The 16384-nt window shown below is 51.6% G+C and carries 13 protein-coding genes; 11 read left to right on the top strand and 2 right to left on the bottom strand.

From position 1 onward, the window contains the following. Window positions 1–8 precede the first annotated feature (8 nt). Complete coding sequence (locus NOX35_RS23615; RefSeq protein ID WP_003068040.1) at window positions 9–1118, bottom strand: SPFH and helix-turn-helix domain-containing protein; 1110 nt, start codon at window positions 1116–1118, stop codon at window positions 9–11. Between the two features lie 390 nt (window positions 1119–1508). On the opposite strand from NOX35_RS23615, the gene glyQ reads away from it, so the two are divergent. The 8 genes from glyQ to NOX35_RS23575 all read left to right on the top strand — a co-directional run bounded on the left by glyQ (window position 1509) and on the right by NOX35_RS23575 (window position 11549). Beyond that, window positions 1509–2447, top strand: coding sequence for a glycine--tRNA ligase subunit alpha (gene glyQ, locus NOX35_RS23610; protein WP_087863825.1), 939 nt, complete (start codon window positions 1509–1511; stop codon window positions 2445–2447). An 87-nt stretch (window positions 2448–2534) separates the two neighbouring features. Beyond that, complete coding sequence (gene glyS / locus NOX35_RS23605) at window positions 2535–4649, top strand: glycine--tRNA ligase subunit beta (protein WP_256494930.1); 2115 nt, start codon at window positions 2535–2537, stop codon at window positions 4647–4649. Window positions 4650–4807: 158 nt separating this feature from the next. Beyond that, on the top strand, window positions 4808–6076 hold the full coding sequence (locus NOX35_RS23600) for an O-antigen translocase (RefSeq protein ID WP_256494929.1): 1269 nt from the start codon (window positions 4808–4810) through the stop codon (window positions 6074–6076). 63 nt (window positions 6077–6139) lie between these two features. Continuing rightward, complete coding sequence (gene wecB, locus NOX35_RS23595; protein ID WP_256494928.1) at window positions 6140–7264, top strand: non-hydrolyzing UDP-N-acetylglucosamine 2-epimerase; 1125 nt, start codon at window positions 6140–6142, stop codon at window positions 7262–7264. A gap of 34 nt (window positions 7265–7298) precedes the next feature. Further along, complete coding sequence (locus tag NOX35_RS23590; RefSeq protein ID WP_256494927.1) at window positions 7299–8330, top strand: hypothetical protein; 1032 nt, start codon at window positions 7299–7301, stop codon at window positions 8328–8330. Window positions 8331–8395: 65 nt separating this feature from the next. Then, complete coding sequence (locus NOX35_RS23585; RefSeq protein WP_256494926.1) at window positions 8396–9589, top strand: EpsG family protein; 1194 nt, start codon at window positions 8396–8398, stop codon at window positions 9587–9589. A gap of 41 nt (window positions 9590–9630) precedes the next feature. Further along, a complete protein-coding gene (locus NOX35_RS23580; protein WP_256494925.1) occupies window positions 9631–10467 on the top strand; it encodes a glycosyltransferase family 2 protein in 837 nt (278 codons plus the stop codon). Further along, window positions 10467–11549: a DUF1972 domain-containing protein gene (locus NOX35_RS23575; protein WP_256494923.1), complete on the top strand. Its 1083-nt coding sequence runs from the start codon at window positions 10467–10469 to the stop codon at window positions 11547–11549. The genes NOX35_RS23580 and NOX35_RS23575 overlap by 1 nt, the downstream gene beginning before the upstream one ends. A 6-nt stretch (window positions 11550–11555) precedes the next feature. Here NOX35_RS23575 and NOX35_RS23570 read toward each other — a convergent pair whose 3' ends face one another. Then, window positions 11556–12665 (bottom strand): glycosyltransferase, encoded by a 1110-nt coding sequence (locus tag NOX35_RS23570; protein WP_256494922.1) that lies wholly within the window; start codon window positions 12663–12665, stop codon window positions 11556–11558. A 141-nt stretch (window positions 12666–12806) separates the two neighbouring features. Between NOX35_RS23570 and argB the strand changes: the two genes are divergently transcribed. The 3 genes from argB (at window position 12807) to NOX35_RS23555 (ending at window position 16213) form a co-directional block, all read left to right on the top strand. After that, on the top strand, window positions 12807–13706 hold the full coding sequence (gene argB, locus NOX35_RS23565; RefSeq protein WP_003068053.1) for an acetylglutamate kinase: 900 nt from the start codon (window positions 12807–12809) through the stop codon (window positions 13704–13706). Between the two features lie 157 nt (window positions 13707–13863). Further along, entirely contained in the window at window positions 13864–14583 is a 720-nt protein-coding gene (locus NOX35_RS23560) for a response regulator transcription factor (protein ID WP_003068054.1), read from the top strand. A 130-nt stretch (window positions 14584–14713) separates the two neighbouring features. Then, window positions 14714–16213: a sensor histidine kinase gene (locus NOX35_RS23555; RefSeq protein ID WP_256494919.1), complete on the top strand. Its 1500-nt coding sequence runs from the start codon at window positions 14714–14716 to the stop codon at window positions 16211–16213. The last annotated feature ends 171 nt before the right edge of the window (window positions 16214–16384 follow it).

Raw genomic sequence — 16384 nt, 5'->3', positions numbered from 1 at the left:
ATTGCGAATCAGCCGCGCAGGAACTCGTCCAGCGCAGCCTGGGCGATGCGCCACTGGCTGCCGATCTGGCGGGCCTTGAGGTTGCCGGCCTGGATTTCGGCCAGTACGTCGGCCTCGGCCACGCCCAGCACCTGGGCCGCCTGGGCGGGAGTCAGCACCTGCAGACCAGCGGCAGCCGGGGCGGCAGGTGTCTGTGCGGCTTGCGCCGCGGCCGGCGAGAAGGGGTCTGCCACAGCGGCGGCCGGGGCGCCTGCAGCCCCACCGCCCTGCATGCCCTTCATCATTTCCTGGGCCATGCCGAAGCCCATGGCCATGGTGGCCGGAATGGTGGCTGCCGCAGCGCCTTCGCCGCCATTGGCCATGGCCTGGCCCATCTGGTACTTCACATAGTCGTTGAGGTTGCCGATGGCGCCCATGCTGGAGCGCTTGTCGATGGCCTGCTCCACCTCGGGCGGCACGGAAACGTTCTCCAGCAGGAAGCTGGTGATTTCCAGGCCGTATTTCTCGCTGACGGCCGGGTTGATGAGCTGAAGCAGCGCGTCGCCCAGCTCGCTGTAGCGCTGGGCCACATCGAGTGCCGGCACCTGGGCCTTGGCCAGGGCTTCGGAGAAGATGCTGACGATGCGCGAGCGCATGGTGTCGGCAAACTCGTCGATGCGGAAGTTCTGGTCCGTGCCCGCCACTTCCTTGAGGAACAGGGCGGCGTTGGTGATGCGGAAGTCATAGGTACCGAAGGCGCGCAGACGGATCACGCCAAAGTCCTTGTCGCGCATCATGATGGGGTTGGAAGTACCCCATTTGTTGCCAGTGAACAAGCGCGTGTTGATGTAGTAGACATCGCACTTGAAGGGCGAGTTGAAGCCGTACTTCCAGCCGCGCAGCGTGGACAGGACCGGGATGTTCTGCGTGGTCAGCAGATGGCGACCCGGGTTGAACAGGTCTGCGAACTGGCCTTCGGAGACGAACTGCACCTGCTGCGACTCACGCACGATGAGCTGGGCGCCGTTCTTGATTTCCTTGTCTTCATCGGGCCAGCGATACGACAGCGTGTCGCGCGAATCATCGGTCCATTCGATGATTTCGATCAGTTGCTTGGTGATGATTTTCATGAAATCCATGACGAGCTCCGAAAGAGGATGACGGGAAAGGAATCATTCTAGGAGGCAAACCGCGGCAGCCGGTTCCGGGATGCATGGCAGTTGCGCGGAAATTGTTAAAAAGTGAGCGTACTACGCTCGCTATCCAATAGTTTCAGGGGCAATTGATGCTGCATCTGTCTATTCATCGGCGGTAAGCGCTAGCGTTTTGCCTTTCACATTTTGAAATCACCGGCCCGGGCCGCTTCGTGAAAATGCCCGCTGTGGGGCCGCGCAGACAGACTACGCCCGTGAACAGTGGCACAGACTTAGAATCTACCGCTTATGCGGTCGATACCGCCCAGAACACCTCTTAATGAAGATGCCGCCCGCAATCGCCAGTGATTGCTGACGCGCGAACGTATACAAGTCATGCTGACCTTCCAACAAATCATTCTGAAACTGCAGTCCTACTGGGCCGAACAGGGCTGCGCATTGCTCCAGCCCTATGACATGGAAGTCGGCGCCGGTACCTCGCACACCGCGACCTTTCTGCGCGCCATCGGCCCGGAGCCATGGAAGGCTGCCTATGTGCAGCCCAGCCGCCGCCCCAAGGACGGCCGCTATGGCGAGAACCCCAACCGCCTGCAGCACTACTACCAGTTCCAGGTGGTGCTCAAGCCCGCACCCGACAATATTCTCGAGCTCTACCTGGGCTCGCTCGAAGCCCTGGGCTTCGATCTGAAGAAGAACGACATCCGCTTTGTCGAGGACGACTGGGAAAACCCCACGCTGGGCGCCTGGGGCCTGGGCTGGGAAGTCTGGCTCAACGGCATGGAAGTGACCCAGTTCACCTATTTCCAGCAGGTCGCCGGCATCGACTGCAAGCCCGCCACGGGCGAGATCACCTACGGCCTGGAACGCCTGGCCATGTATCTGCAGGGCAAGGAATCGGTGTACGACCTGGTCTATACCGACGGCCTGTCCTATGGCGACGTGTTCCACCAGAACGAGGTTGAGCAGTCCACCTACAACTTCGAGCATTCGAATGCCGAGTTCCTGTTCAGTGCCTTTGCGGCCCATGAAGGCTCGGCCAATCAGCTGATCGACGCCCAGCTGGCGCTGCCCGCCTACGAGCAGGTGCTCAAGGCCGCCCATACCTTCAACCTGCTGGACGCCCGTGGCGCCATCTCGGTGACCGAGCGCGCAGCCTATATCGGCCGCATCCGCAACCTGGCGCGCGCCGTGGGCAAGAGCTATCTGGACAGCCGCGCGCGCCTGGGCTTCCCCATGGCCCCCAAGGCCCACGCCGACGAGGTGCTGGCCGAACTGGCCAAGGCCGCAGAGCAGGCAGCGAAGAAGGCTGCTTAAGCGGCTTCAGGCTTCATTTCGACCCATATCCCAAAATTTCAGCGGCCAGCCTTGATCTAGAAAGTGCTGGTTGCTATCAAAATCATCATGAACGCATCGAATCTACTGGTTGAACTGTTTGTCGAAGAGCTGCCGCCCAAGGCGCTGCAAAAGCTCGGCGACGCTTTTGCCGCTGTCATCTTCGAGCAGCTCAAGGCCCAGGGACTGCTGGCATCGACCGAGTCGCGCCTGACCGCATACGCCTCTCCCCGCCGTCTGGCCGCGCACATCACCGAAGTGCTGCCCCAGGCCGAAGACAAGGCTGTCTCGCAAAAGCTGATGCCTGTCTCCGTGGCGCTGGATGCCGAGGGCAAGCCCACGGCTGCACTGCTGAAAAAGCTGGCGGCCCTGGGGGCCGACGAATCCGCAGTGGCCTCCCTGAAGCGCCTGGGCGAGGGCAAGGCCGAAGCCCTGTTCTACGAATCCACGGCCAAGGGCGTGCTGCTGACCGATGGCGTGCAAAAGGCGCTGGATGAAGCGCTGGCCAAGCTGCCCATCCCCAAGGTCATGCGCTACCAGTTGCAGGACGGCTGGACCAGCGTGCACTTTGTGCGCCCGGCCCATGGCCTGGTCGTGATGCATGGCACCCAGGTGCTGATCGGCGTGAAGGCCCTGGGCCTGACCGCCGGCGCTGCCACGCATGGTCACCGCTTTGAAGCTGCTGTGGACCCCGTGGTCATCCAGAACGCCGACAGCTATGCCGAGCAACTGCGCGAAGAGGGCGCCGTGATCGCCAGCTTCACCGAGCGCCGGGCCGATATCGCCCGCCAGCTGCAGGCGGCTGCCGAACGCATTGGCGGCGACGTGCGCCCCATCGACGACCCAGCCCTGCTGGACGAGGTGACAGCCCTGGTCGAGCGTCCCAATGTGCTGGTCTGCGAATTCGAAAAGGAATTCCTGGCCGTGCCCCAGGAATGCCTGATTCTGACCATGAAGGCCAATCAGAAGTACTTCCCGCTGTTGGATGCCAATGGCAAGCTGACCCATCAGTTCCTGATCGTCAGCAACATCCAGCCCCAGGACGCTTCGGCCGTGGTCGGCGGCAACGAGCGTGTGGTGCGTCCCCGTCTGGCGGACGCCAAGTTCTTCTTCGACCAGGACCGCAAAAAGACCCTGGCCAGCCGCGTCGAGCAGCTGGACAAGGTCGTCTATCACAACAAGCTGGGCACGCAGGGTGAGCGCATCGCCCGCGTACGCGCCATCGCCAAGAGCATTGCCCAGCAACTGGGCAACTCCGAGCTGGGCCGTCTGGCCGACCAGGCTGCCATGCTGGCCAAGACCGATCTGGTCACCGACATGGTGGGCGAGTTCCCCGAACTGCAAGGCATCATGGGCCGCTACTACGCCCAGAACGACGGCCTGGATCTGGCCGTGGCCGATGCCATCGAAGACCACTACAAGCCCCGCTTCGCCGGCGACGAACTGCCGCGCGGCGATGTCGGCGTCATCGTGGCCCTGGCCGACAAGCTCGAAACCCTGGTCGGCATGTTCGGTATCGGCAACCTTCCCACCGGCGACCGCGACCCCTTCGCCCTGCGTCGTCATGCACTGGGCGTGATCCGCATGCTGGTCGAAAAGGATCTGGAGCTGGATCTGGAAACCCTGCTGGTCAGCACCTTGCCTGCCTTTGGTGACAAGATCCAGGACGCCACGCCCCAACTGGTCGAATTCATCTACGACCGCCTGGCCAATATGTTCCGCGAACAAGGTTACAGCGCCCAGGAAGTGGAGGCCGTGCTGGCCCTGCAGCCCCAGCGCCTGTCCGACGTGCAAAAACGCCTGGAGGCCGTGCGTGCCTTTGCGGCGCTGCCCGAAGCTCCGGCCCTGGCCGCAGCCAACAAGCGTGTGGGCAATATCCTGAAGAAGGCGGAAACCGACGTTCAGCCCCAGGTGAACCAGGCGCTGCTGGCGGAGCAAGCTGAAAAAGATCTGTATGCCGTGCTGCAGCAGGTGGCGCCCAAAGCCCAGCAACAGTTTGCAGCAGGTGATTACACCGCCAGTCTGCAAACCCTGGCAGCATTGCGTGTCTCGGTTGATGCGTTCTTCGAGCAGGTCATGGTCAATGCCGAAGATCCTGCGCTCAGGGCCAATCGACTGGGCTTGCTGGCGGTGCTGCATGAGGCCATGAACCGGGTGGCGGCTATCGCAAATCTGGCGACATGATCAATCAAATGGATTGAAGATCGACTTTCGTGATAAAGAGTAAAACGATATTTTTCGATTTGAAAGATATCTGCTTCTCTTTGAAATTAAGCGCTCGCCCCAGATCGGCCTGTGTAGGCCCGATACCTGGGGTGTTCCTTTATGTTGAGTAGCCCTCGATGACATTAATAAAAACCAGCATACTCAATGGTATTGCAGTGATCATAAAGATGCTGACATTGCTGGGCGTCAACAAAGTCCTTGCTATTTATGTAGGGCCAGCAGGTTATGCCGCGATTGGACAATTCCAGAATGCGGTACAGGTGATCACCACATTTGCCAGTGGCGCTATCAACACTGGTGTTACAAAATATACCGCTGAATATTATGCCGATGAAGCAAGGCAGCGAGCCGTATGGCGGGCCGCCGGGTCTATTGCGTTAATTGGATCTATTGCTACCGGTATTTTGATTATTATATTTCGTCAATATCTTTCTCAATGGTTCTTGAAAAGTGATGATTACGGCGGTGTTTTTGGGTGGTTTGGAGCGACTCTAGTTTTCTTTGTATTCAATAGCTTGCTGTTGGCAATATTGAACGGAAAAAAAGACATTCGACGCTATGTGGTTGCAAACATATTTGGTAGCTTGTTTGCATTTGGTGCAACGAGCCTGATGTCCATTCGCTTTGGACTGTATGGCGCGTTGATTGCACTGGCTGTTTATCAATCGCTAGCTTTTTTTGTCACGTTGTGGATATGCGTCAAGGCAGATTGGTTCAGATTCAAATTCCTTGTGGGATCCATCGATAAAGAAATTGCAATCAATCTTGCAAAATATACTGCGATTGCCTTGGTGACGGCCGTGTGCTCACAGTCCAGCCAGATTTATATACGCAATCATATTGGGGAAACACACGGTTGGATCAGTGCTGGACACTGGGAGGCCATGTGGCGGTTGAGTACGGCCTATTTGATGATGGTTACGACAACGCTCAGTGTCTATTATCTTCCGAGGCTCTCAGAGCTGAAATGGGCGAAGGAGATCAAGGCGGAGATCTACCAGGGGTACAAGATAATAATTCCGGTGACAATGCTTGGTAGTCTCCTGATCTATGTTTTCAGAGATCTGGCGGTCAAGATCGTATTTACGGAAGAATTCTACCCGATGCGTGATCTATTTGCGTGGCAAATGATCGGAGATAATCTAAAAATTGCAAGCTGGTTAATTTCCTTCATTATGCTCGGAAGATCCTTTATCAAGGAGTGCATCATCTCGGAGATATTGTTTGCTTTGTGTATAAGCTCCTTGAGCTTCTTCTTTGTAAACAAGTATGGCGCTAATGGTGCATGTATTGCGTATGCAATAAGTTATCTGCTCTACTGGATTGGCATGTATGTTTTTGTGTTCAAGAAAATTTCCTCCATGGAAAGTATGAAGTCATCATGATTATGATTGAAAATATCATATTTCCGTGAGCTATTCTTCTTGGCATAACATTAAGTGAAATAAATGAAAAAAGTTCTGTTCGTATTTGGAACTCGGCCTGAAGCCATTAAAATGGCCCCTGTCGTCAAAGCATTTCAGGCGAATGATGGCCTTGAAGCCAAAGTCTGTGTAACAGCACAGCACCGTGAAATGCTGGACCAGGTGCTGGAACTTTTCAAAATAGAGCCGGACTATGACTTGAATCTCATGACCAGCGGCCAGACTTTGGCGGAAATATCAACCAAAGCGCTGAATGGAACCTCTGAGATCTTGCGTGAATGGAAGCCAGATCTTGTTCTTGTCCATGGAGATACGACAACGACGGCGGCGGCTGCAATGGCATGTTTTTTTCAGAGGGTGCCAGTCGGTCATGTAGAAGCAGGTTTGCGGACAAATAATATATGGTCTCCCTGGCCTGAAGAGTTTAATCGTCGTGTAACAGGTCTCGTTTCCAGGCTTAATTTCGCACCAACAGCAGAAGCCAAGGCTAATTTACTGGCTGAAAGCGTTCCGGAGGAATGGGTGGATATTACAGGGAATACAGTGATTGATGCCTTGTTGTTTATCAGTGATTATATTGATAATGAGGCCAATATCAAAAGTGATTTATCTAAGAAATTTGATTTTCTGGATTCCCGAAAGAAAATGCTACTGGTAACAGGGCATCGTCGTGAGAATTTTGGTGATGGCATGAAGTCGATCTGCCTCAGTCTGCTTAAACTCTCTCAGCGAGAAGACATAGAGATCGTCTATCCAGTTCATATGAATCCCAATGTCAAGGGTCCGGTCGAGACATTTTTGACGAATCAACCAAATATTCATCTTCTTGCTCCTCAGGACTATTTATCGTTTGTATATTTGATGAAGAGATCAAATATCATACTAACCGATAGTGGAGGAATTCAAGAAGAAGCACCTGCATTGGGAAAACCTGTCCTTGTGATGCGTGATACGACGGAGCGTCCAGAAGCCGTGACTGCCGGCACTGCCAAGTTGGTTGGCACTGATGAACAGCGCATCGTTGCAGAAGTTACGAAGCTTTTGGAGAGTGATTCAGAGTATGCAAAGATGGCCGAGAGCAAGAACCCGTATGGCGACGGAACATCGAGTCAGCATATCTTGACCTCAGTTCTGAATTTTCTGAAGTAAATATATGATTGTCTTTGTCGCGAGATTTCCATCCATGATGAATGAAAAGGATGGGTTTACACAAAGAATTGCCTGGATCGATGCGCTGGTTCATGATGTTCCTCGCATATATTTGGACATTTCTTTGGCTGGAAATATTCGGAAGAGAAAGACTGAAATAGGTTGTGCGACCGTTATTCAGTTGAATATTTTTCTGCATTTCTTCACAATATTGAGATATTTTAAGAATGCTTCAGTCGTATATATTCACTCTGTTTATAATGCGCTGAGAGCCATACCAGCCTACTGGTTGTCGAATACGATTACAGACATGCATGGTATTGTTCCTGAGGAAATGCATGTTGCAGATAAGAAATGGCGTGCAAGGATTTTTGGTTATGTCGAGAGAATCGCCATAAAAAAAAGCTCGATAGCTGTCTTTGTGACAAATGCAATGAAAGCGCATTTTCGAGATAAGTATAAAAGAGATAATTCTGAAGATAAAATCATTGCGATCTTGCCGAAAATAGATGACGAGAGAGGTTCTCTTGAGAGCGTTCTTTCATCGAGGAGAGAGTTGGGCGCTGTGATTTATGCGGGTGGCGTACAGCCCTGGCAAAATATTCCATTAATGCTGAGTGCTGCAGCCAGAGCCAGCAATTACAAGTTCACTTTTTTATCAAGTGATTATAAAAAACTGATTCAGCTTGCTGCAGATGCAAAAGTCAGTCAATTTTCCAGTTTTGCCGTGGCTCCAAAGGATGTTGCAACATATTACCTGCAAAGTGAATTTGGCTTCATACTCCGTGATTCTATCTCAGTAAATAAAGTTGCATGCCCCACAAAGCTGGTTGAATATTTCCATTGGGGCGTGATTCCAATAGTTTTATCCCCTGATATTGGGGATTTTAGTGAGATGGGATTCAGGTACATATTGCTGGATGATTTTATATCGGGAAGAATTCCCGATGCAGATGATCTCAATATGATGCGATTGAGGAATAGAGAGATTATTGATAGATTGAATTTGTCTTGTAACAATGAGCTTTCTGCCCTGAGGGAGAGACTAAGATCATCCAATAAATAAAGAATCGCGTGCTTAAAATTGGATGAGTGGATAATGATTTTTCAATTAAGTAAGCCATAGAATTCATGATTCCATACTACTTGCTCTTTTGTTTTTTTGGTGTTCTGGCTTTTCTTGAGTATTTCCGATCCAACAAAAGGTTGGATGCGATTTTTCTTATCCTTTCATTTATAGTTCTGCTGTTCTTCTATGGCTTTAGATTTGATGTTGGTATTGATTGGAGTGTATATTACTCCTTTTATGATCAAGTAGAGCCTATTGCTCGTGTCTTGCAAGGCGAAGCTAGCGCCCCAGTATTCTTTTCTCTTGAATTCGCTCCTTTGGATTTTGGTTACAGATTCCTAAATTCTGTTTTCAAGTCTTTGGGGGTGGGTTTTCAGGGGCTCATCTTTTCTATTTCATTATTCAATATATTATCCCTGTATAATTTTATTATATCAAACAGGCTGAAATATAAATTCTCTTTTTTGCTGGTTTTTATTTCGCTGGCGATGTTTAGAGAGTTTGATATATTGAGGCAGTCGTTGTCTTTTTATATATTTCTATATTCTATTAAATATATTGACGGTAAACTGTGGAAGTACGTTGCCATTAATATGGTTGGTGCATTCTTTCATATTGGTGCTTTGATGCTCTTGTTTATAGTGCCGATATTGAGAATGAGATTTTCGAGGAACCAGATGTTGATCGTCTTGTTTCTTTATATACTCACGATGGTTTTCCCATTGCCACTGATATCTGTGTCACTTGCATTTGCCGAAATGGTGTCTTTACCTTCATGGCTGTTGGTGAAGGTGGTGGCGATGCATGAGTATTTGAATTATCCGCGTGAGTTCGGATTGACGATATCCATACCATGCATCTTGTTATTATTTATGATTATTTTTAAATACCAAGTTTACAAAAATCTTTGCCGTCGTGATGCTGTGCTGATAAATCTGTTTTTTTGTTACTTGCTGATTAGTATATTGGGTTCTGAAATAAATGAATTTGTGACCCGATTCGGGTACTATTTCTTTGTAGGTATAGCTCTGGCATTTTCTTTTATTCCCATATTTTTTGGAAGATTCTCCAGGCTGCTTCTTTCTGTTATCCCCGTGGTCTTTGCTGTTGCGAAGCTTTTCTTGATGATGGAAACTCCTGCAACCAGTGCTACCTATGCACCATATACTAATTACCTTTTTGAAGATCAAAAGGATCGATTTTTGAAAATCGATGAGAAAAAATCTATTATCACTGACTATTACTTGGAAAAATAGATTGATTAATTTCAGGTATTAAATATTATTTGGAGGTGGTAATGGATTCTGTTGATATATTGATGTCTACCTATAATGGTGAAAAATTTATTGAAGAACAATTGCTTTCGCTGCTGCATCAAAGTCATAAGAATATAAAGATAATCATAAGAGACGATGGATCGGTCGATTCCACTCGGGAAATAATATTTGATTATATGGATAGATTTCCCGGGAAAATTGAGTATTTCAATGAGAATGTCAATTTGGGAAGTTCCAAGAGTTTCTTGAGATTATTGAATTTTTCCAGTGCGGACTACTTTATGTTCTGTGACCAAGATGACGTTTGGTGCTCCGATAAAGTGGAAAAATGTCTGATGAAAATGAAGGAGATAGAGAGTTCTTGTGAGAAGGGGGGGCCTGTTCTGGTATTTACAGATCTGAAAGTCGTCGATGCTCATTTGAATGTTTTGAGTGAATCACTATGGAGAACTCAAAAACTCGATCCAAATATTGCCCTGGATTGGAAGAAACTACTGGCGCAAAATGTTGTGACTGGTTGCACAATGATGCTGAATAAGTGTATAAAAAAATATATAAAGCAGGAAGTAAATTTCAAGATACACCATGATCAGTTGATTGCAGTATTGGCTTCGAAGCATGGAGCAGTGTCATGGGTGAGTTCCCCCACAATGCTTTATCGTCAGCATCATTCGAATGTTCTAGGTGCGCTGGGTGTCAATGGCTCGTATTTGATGAGAAAGATCTTGGGGTTGAAGAACAACATCAGATTTTTCATACAAGCTTCAGAATATTTTGATAAGGATGTAAGTGCCTGGGAGTTGTTCTATCTCAAGCTCATGATTAACATCAGAAGATTTCAGAATGTGACGTGGTAGTGGAAACTTTTGAACAACAGAAAATGAAAACTGAAAAGCTGCGTATTGCATTTGTAGGTAGTGTTGGCGTTCCTAACAGATATGGGGGGTTTGAGGCCTTCCTCGAGCATTGCGGGCCAGAGATAGCGAAGGAGGTCTCTGAGGTGCTTGTTACCTGCGATGCCTCGGCATACCAGGAAGATCAGTCTCGAGATTTCCAGGGGATGAAAAGGATATTTGTCCCTATCAAAGCCAATGGTGGCTCGTCAATTTTTCATGATGCATTTGCGTTTCTAAAGGTTTTTAAGCAGTCTTCTCATATTTTTTTTCTGGGCGTTTCTGGTGGATTATGGTTTCCGATTTTTCGTTTGATGTGTGATCTTTCTGGTAAGAAAATCATTGTCAATATTGATGGTGTTGAATGGCGTCGCAGTAAGTTCGGAAAGTTTAAAAGATTAATACTCCGCTTGCTGGATGGAATGTCGCAGATATTTGCTCATAAGATTATTTACGATAATGAGGGTCTGCGTGCCTATATCTTGAGGCCGTATGTCTCTAAATCTTCACTGATCGCCTATCCAGGGGATTATGTAAAGAGGATATCCGGTGTTCAGATGCAAAAAGGCCATGCATTGACAATTTGCCGAATCGAACCCGAGAATAATCTCGATATACTCATCGAGGGGGCCTTGAATTCAAGGCTTGATTTATATACCGTGGTTGGGAACTGGAATCACAGTCCCTATGCGAGGAATCTTCGTGAAAAATATAGAGGGCAACCTAAAATCAGGCTTTTGGACCCTATCTATGACGCTACGAAGTTGGCGGAATTGCGTCAGTCTTGTGAAATTTATTTGCATGGCCACAGTGTAGGAGGCACCAATCCATCACTGGTGGAGATGCTTTTTTACGATTGCCGAATTTTATGTTTTGATGTGGACTTCAATCGGTTTACAACGGATAACGAACTTGAATATTTTAAGAGTTCTGAAGATTTGGTACAGATAATCTCTATGCAGAAAGGTAATATGTCTTCCAGGGATAATTTGCGTAAAAGATATTCTAGGAGTGAGATCGTAAGGAAATATTTGGCGCTGGTTTGATCGTGTTTAACGCCTTGGCATCCAGCGGAAAAATGCGAGCTTGCTGTAAAACATAAGGTAGCAAACAAAGCTGAAGATGAAGGAGGCTGCAGTTAGTGTCTTGCTGTGGTAGGTGAAAATAGCTAGCAAGCAAGGTATTGCTGCGTAAATCCAGAGAAAAGGTGACGTCAGTCCGTTTTGCATAGGCTTCGAGAAATTGGCGAATATTTTTCGCGCCCAGCGTTTGTTGGCAAGCGAATGCAAGTGGAAGAAGTCCGGTTCGGTCGGGCTGTATCCTTCTCGGAGAGATCTCCGCAAGATGCTAAAGCCTACTTCGATGATGGGGTAGGAGCAAATCAGCAGACTGGTCCATGGAGAAACGGAGTGATTGCGCTCGGGGAGCAGCACGGCAATCCATGCTAGCGTAAATCCCAGAAAGTAGGCCCCTCCGTCGCCCAGAAATATCTTGCCCTTGGGCCAGTTGACAAAGAAGAAGCCTGCGACGGCACCTGCAATGATCAAGCAGGTAAATGCAAGAGGGATGTCTCCTACCAGCCTTGCGATGATACCGAAGGCAGCAAGAATAATCATTGCAGTGCCTGCGGTCAGGCCGTTCAGTCCATCGATGATGTTGATGGAGTTGGCAACTCCGCCAACAGCCACGGCTGTGAAGATGACGGAGATGATGGTAAATCCCAGTAAGAAGTCAAGACCGGGGATATCGATGTGGGTGAGTGATGTGCCAGTAATACCCCAGCCCAGGACGCCAGAGGCCATGGTGGCAAGCAGACGGATTTTTACCGATACCTTTTTGGTCAAATCTTCAAGAAGACCAAAAATAAAGGCGGGGAGTCCGGCCATGAGAATGGCGCTAAGAATCATCCTCTTTTCCGCTGCAGCTGAGCCATGGCTCGAGGCAGCAAAGCCGGCAAAGACGCCTATCGCAATCCCGATACCGCCAATTCTTGGCGTTGGGGTGGTATGAACTTTTTGTACTCCATTACTGGAGTCCATGGAAAAGCTGCCATGCCATTTCTTGGTGGTAACCAGCAACACGCAGGTAATAAACGAGGCCAGACCTGCAAGGAACGCGTCGTACCTGAATAACTCTTGAACAGAGAAAATAATCGAATTCATGGAGTGAGTGGACGTGGAATTGTTTTATATCGTGGGAGGCTGACTCGGGGAAGTTGGCATCTTGCTCGTCTCCAAGAGCATTTGCGGCACAATGCAGCCCATCTGACTTGAACATTGTCCCATGGGACAGAGCCTTGATCTATGACCACCATTGACCCCACCACCCAGATCGCCCCCCGCGACAAAGCCGAAATCCTCGCGCAAGCACTGCCCTACATCCGCAAGTTCCATGGCAAGACCATGGTCATCAAGTATGGCGGTAACGCCATGACCGATCCTGCCTTGCAGGCCGACTTTGCGGAAGATGTGGTGTTGCTCAAGCTGGTGGGTATTAACCCTGTGGTGGTTCATGGTGGTGGGCCTCAGATTGAAGCGGCGCTGGGTCGTCTTGGCAAGAAGGGTGAATTCATTCAGGGCATGCGTGTCACGGATGAAGAGACCATGGAAGTGGTGGAGTGGGTGCTGGCCGGCGAGGTGCAGCAGGACATCGTGGGTCTGATCCATCAGGCCGGCGGCAAGGCCGTGGGCCTGACGGGGCGAGATGGTGGCTTGATTCGTGCCAAGAAGCTCAAGATGCTGGACAACAAGGATCCGAGCATCGAGCACGATGTGGGTCAGGTGGGCGACATCGTTGCCATCGACCCCAGTGTGGTGAAGGCACTGCAGGACGATGCTTTCATTCCGGTGATCAGCCCTATCGGTTTTGGTGAGGAGAACGAAAGTTACAACATCAACGCCGACGTGGTTGCAAGCAAACTCGCAACAGTGTTGCAAGCTGAAAAGCTGGTGCTTTTAACCAACACTCCGGGCGTTCTGGACAAGGCCGGCAATCTGCTGACGGATCTGACGGCGCGCGAGATTGATGCGCTGTTTGCCGACGGTACGATTTCCGGCGGCATGCTGCCCAAGATTTCGGGTGCTCTGGATGCTGCCAAGGCGGGGGTGAATGCGGTGCACATCATCGATGGACGCGTGCCGCATTCCATGCTGCTGGAAATTTTGACGGACCAAGCGTATGGCACGATGATTCGCAGCCATTGATGAGCCTGTCTGGCCCTGACATGTGGTTGCTCTTCTCGAGTGACTTTTCACATATGGCGTTAACATCGCCGCAGGGCTTTCCCGGGTGGAGTCGCGCTCAAGACTCCGCCGCAAGCCGCCTTTGGGCGGCTTTTGTTTTTGAGCGAGGTAGGACTTTATGCGTTTGCTTCTGGTGGAAGATGATGTGATGGTGGCCAGCGGTATCAAGCTGGGTCTTTCCGATGCCGGTTATGCGGTGGACTGGGTGGGCAGTGCCGAGCGTGCGCTGGAAGTGCTGGCCCAGGAAGCGTTCGATGTGGCGGTGATCGATATCGGCCTGCCGGGCATCAACGGCCTGGAGCTGACGCGTCGTCTGCGCAGCAGCGATGTGGAAAGCAAGGCCATGCCGGTGTTGATCCTCACGGCGCGCGATGCGCTGCAGGACCGGGTGCAAGGCCTGGACTGGGGCGCTGACGACTATATGGTCAAGCCTTTTGAGCTGCCCGAGTTGCTGGCGCGCCTGCGTGCGCTGATGCGCCGTTCCCAGGCGGCGACTTCGGCTGTCCTGAACTTTGGCTGTATCGAACTGGATACGGCGGGCCGCCGCGCCGGCGCACGCCAGCTGCCGCAGGAAGGCGAAACCGAAGGCAAACTGCTGCCCATCGATCTGGGGCCACGTGAATGGACGGTGCTGGAGTATCTGCTGCTCAATGCCCCCAAGCCCGCCAGCAAGGAAAAGCTGCTTCAGGCCCTGACCGGTTGGGACCGTGAAATTACGCCAAATGCCGTGGAAGTTTATGTGTCCCGCCTGCGCAGCAAACTGGAGCCGCATGGCGTGGCCCTGCGCTCCATTCGCGGTTTCGGTTATCGGCTGGAGTTGATGCCTGAATCCGTTTGATTCTCTATTTGATAGCTGTCAGCGCTTGATTGATATGGAGTTTGGTTATTTATATATCTGAATTGGTTATTAATAGAGCGCTTGAAGCTATAAAAATTGAATACTCCGAGTTCTCATTCAATAAACATTAATGACTGCCAATCTGCGTTTTCGGCTGCTGGTTCTGCTTTTGGTGCCGCTGATGCTGTTGGCGGCCATGGGTGGCTGGTTCAGCTACAGCGCTGCGGATGAGGCCTCCACCCAGCATGACCAGCGCTTGTTGCGCTTGCTGCCGGCCCTGGCCGATTCGGTGCTTGCGCCCTCGATTGCGGACGGTACGCCGCCGCTGGTGTCGCTGACGCCAAGCGTCGAAGACTTTCTGCGCAATCAGGGCGATGAAGCAGGCTATGCCGTGGGCGATCTGCAAGGCAATGTGGTGGCAGGCGATACCTGGATCAACTTCGATGTGCCGGCGACCGGCACGGCGGAATTCCATAGCCAGGAGCACGACGGTGTGACCTATCGCGTTGCCGTGCTCAAGGCCGAAACCTATGGCGCCGGCGAGATGGTCGTCATGCTGGCCGACAGCAGCGATGTGCGCCAGCAATGGGTGCGCCAGTTGCTGATGCATGTGCTGCTGCCCAATCTGCTGCTGATTGCGGGCGCGGCCGTGGCCATTTACTGGTCGGTGAGCCGGGCCTTCAAGCCGCTGCACAAGCTGACTCAGGCGGTGGAGCGCCGCTCGCCGCGCGATCTGAGCCCGATCGACGAGCAGACCTCGCCAGCCGAGGTCCGCCCGCTGGTGCGCTCGCTCAATCGCCTGTTCTCCCTGGTCAATGCCCAGGCCGAAGGCCAGCGCCGTTTCGTCGCCGATGCGGCCCATCAACTGCGCACGCCGCTGGCGGCCCTGCAGACCCAGGTGGAGGCCTGGGCCCTGAGCGGGCAGGAGGCCAGGCGCCTGGCCAAGCGTACGGGTGAGCAGGCGCAGGTCGTGCTCACGGTGGAGCAGATCGAGCAACTGCGCGATGCAACCCGGCGCACCTCCCAGCTGGCGCGTCAGCTGCTGGCCCTGTCGCGTGCCGATGCGCGCAATGCCGAGGTGCAGCCACTGCAGGAGGTGGACCTCAAGGAACTCTGCGAGAGCATGCTCGAGACCTTTATCGATCGTGCCTCGATCAAGCATCTGGACTTTGGCCTCGAGGTCGAGCCAGCATCGGTCTGGGGCCATAGCTGGTTGCTGCGCGAACTGGTTTCCAACCTGGTGGAAAACGCCATCAAGTACACGCCCAGAGGCGGCAGCGTCACCTTGCGCTGCGGTCTGCGCCCCCGGCCCGTGGGCACGGACGACGCCAGCTTGCTGCAGATGGAAGGTGTGCAGCAATGGGCTTTTGTCGAGGTTGACGATGACGGGCCCGGCGTGCCCGAGGAAGAGCGCAGCCAGATTACCCAGCGTTTCTATCGCGCCCAGGGGGTGATTGAAGAAGGCACCGGTCTGGGCCTGGCAATTGCCGATGAAATAACGCAATTGCATCAAGGTGTACTGAGTTTTGCAGATGGAAGTTTCGGTAAAGGCTTATTAGTAAGACTTGAAATTCCGGTTCAATCAGTTTCAGAAGGCAGTCATGAGGTATCTGAAGCTCTCAAAGGTTAATTTCTCGGTTACGCTTGCGTGTTGGTGAGAGCGGGGGGTGAAAGTTGGGGTGGAGACCGCAAGCCTGCTGTGTATTAAGGTTGGTTTGACGCACCTGACGCCTGCCGGTAAGGATAGTCGTGTGCTTAACAGTGCAACTGGCTGTGAGAAAATTGCTAATAAATACTGAGT

It is taken from the genome of Comamonas sp. C11 (assembly GCF_024496285.1).
In the GTDB taxonomy this organism is placed as follows: domain Bacteria; phylum Pseudomonadota; class Gammaproteobacteria; order Burkholderiales; family Burkholderiaceae_C; genus Comamonas; species Comamonas testosteroni_F.
Note: the sequence above shows the minus strand (reverse complement) of the source record. Positions and strands in the feature narration are given on the sequence as shown.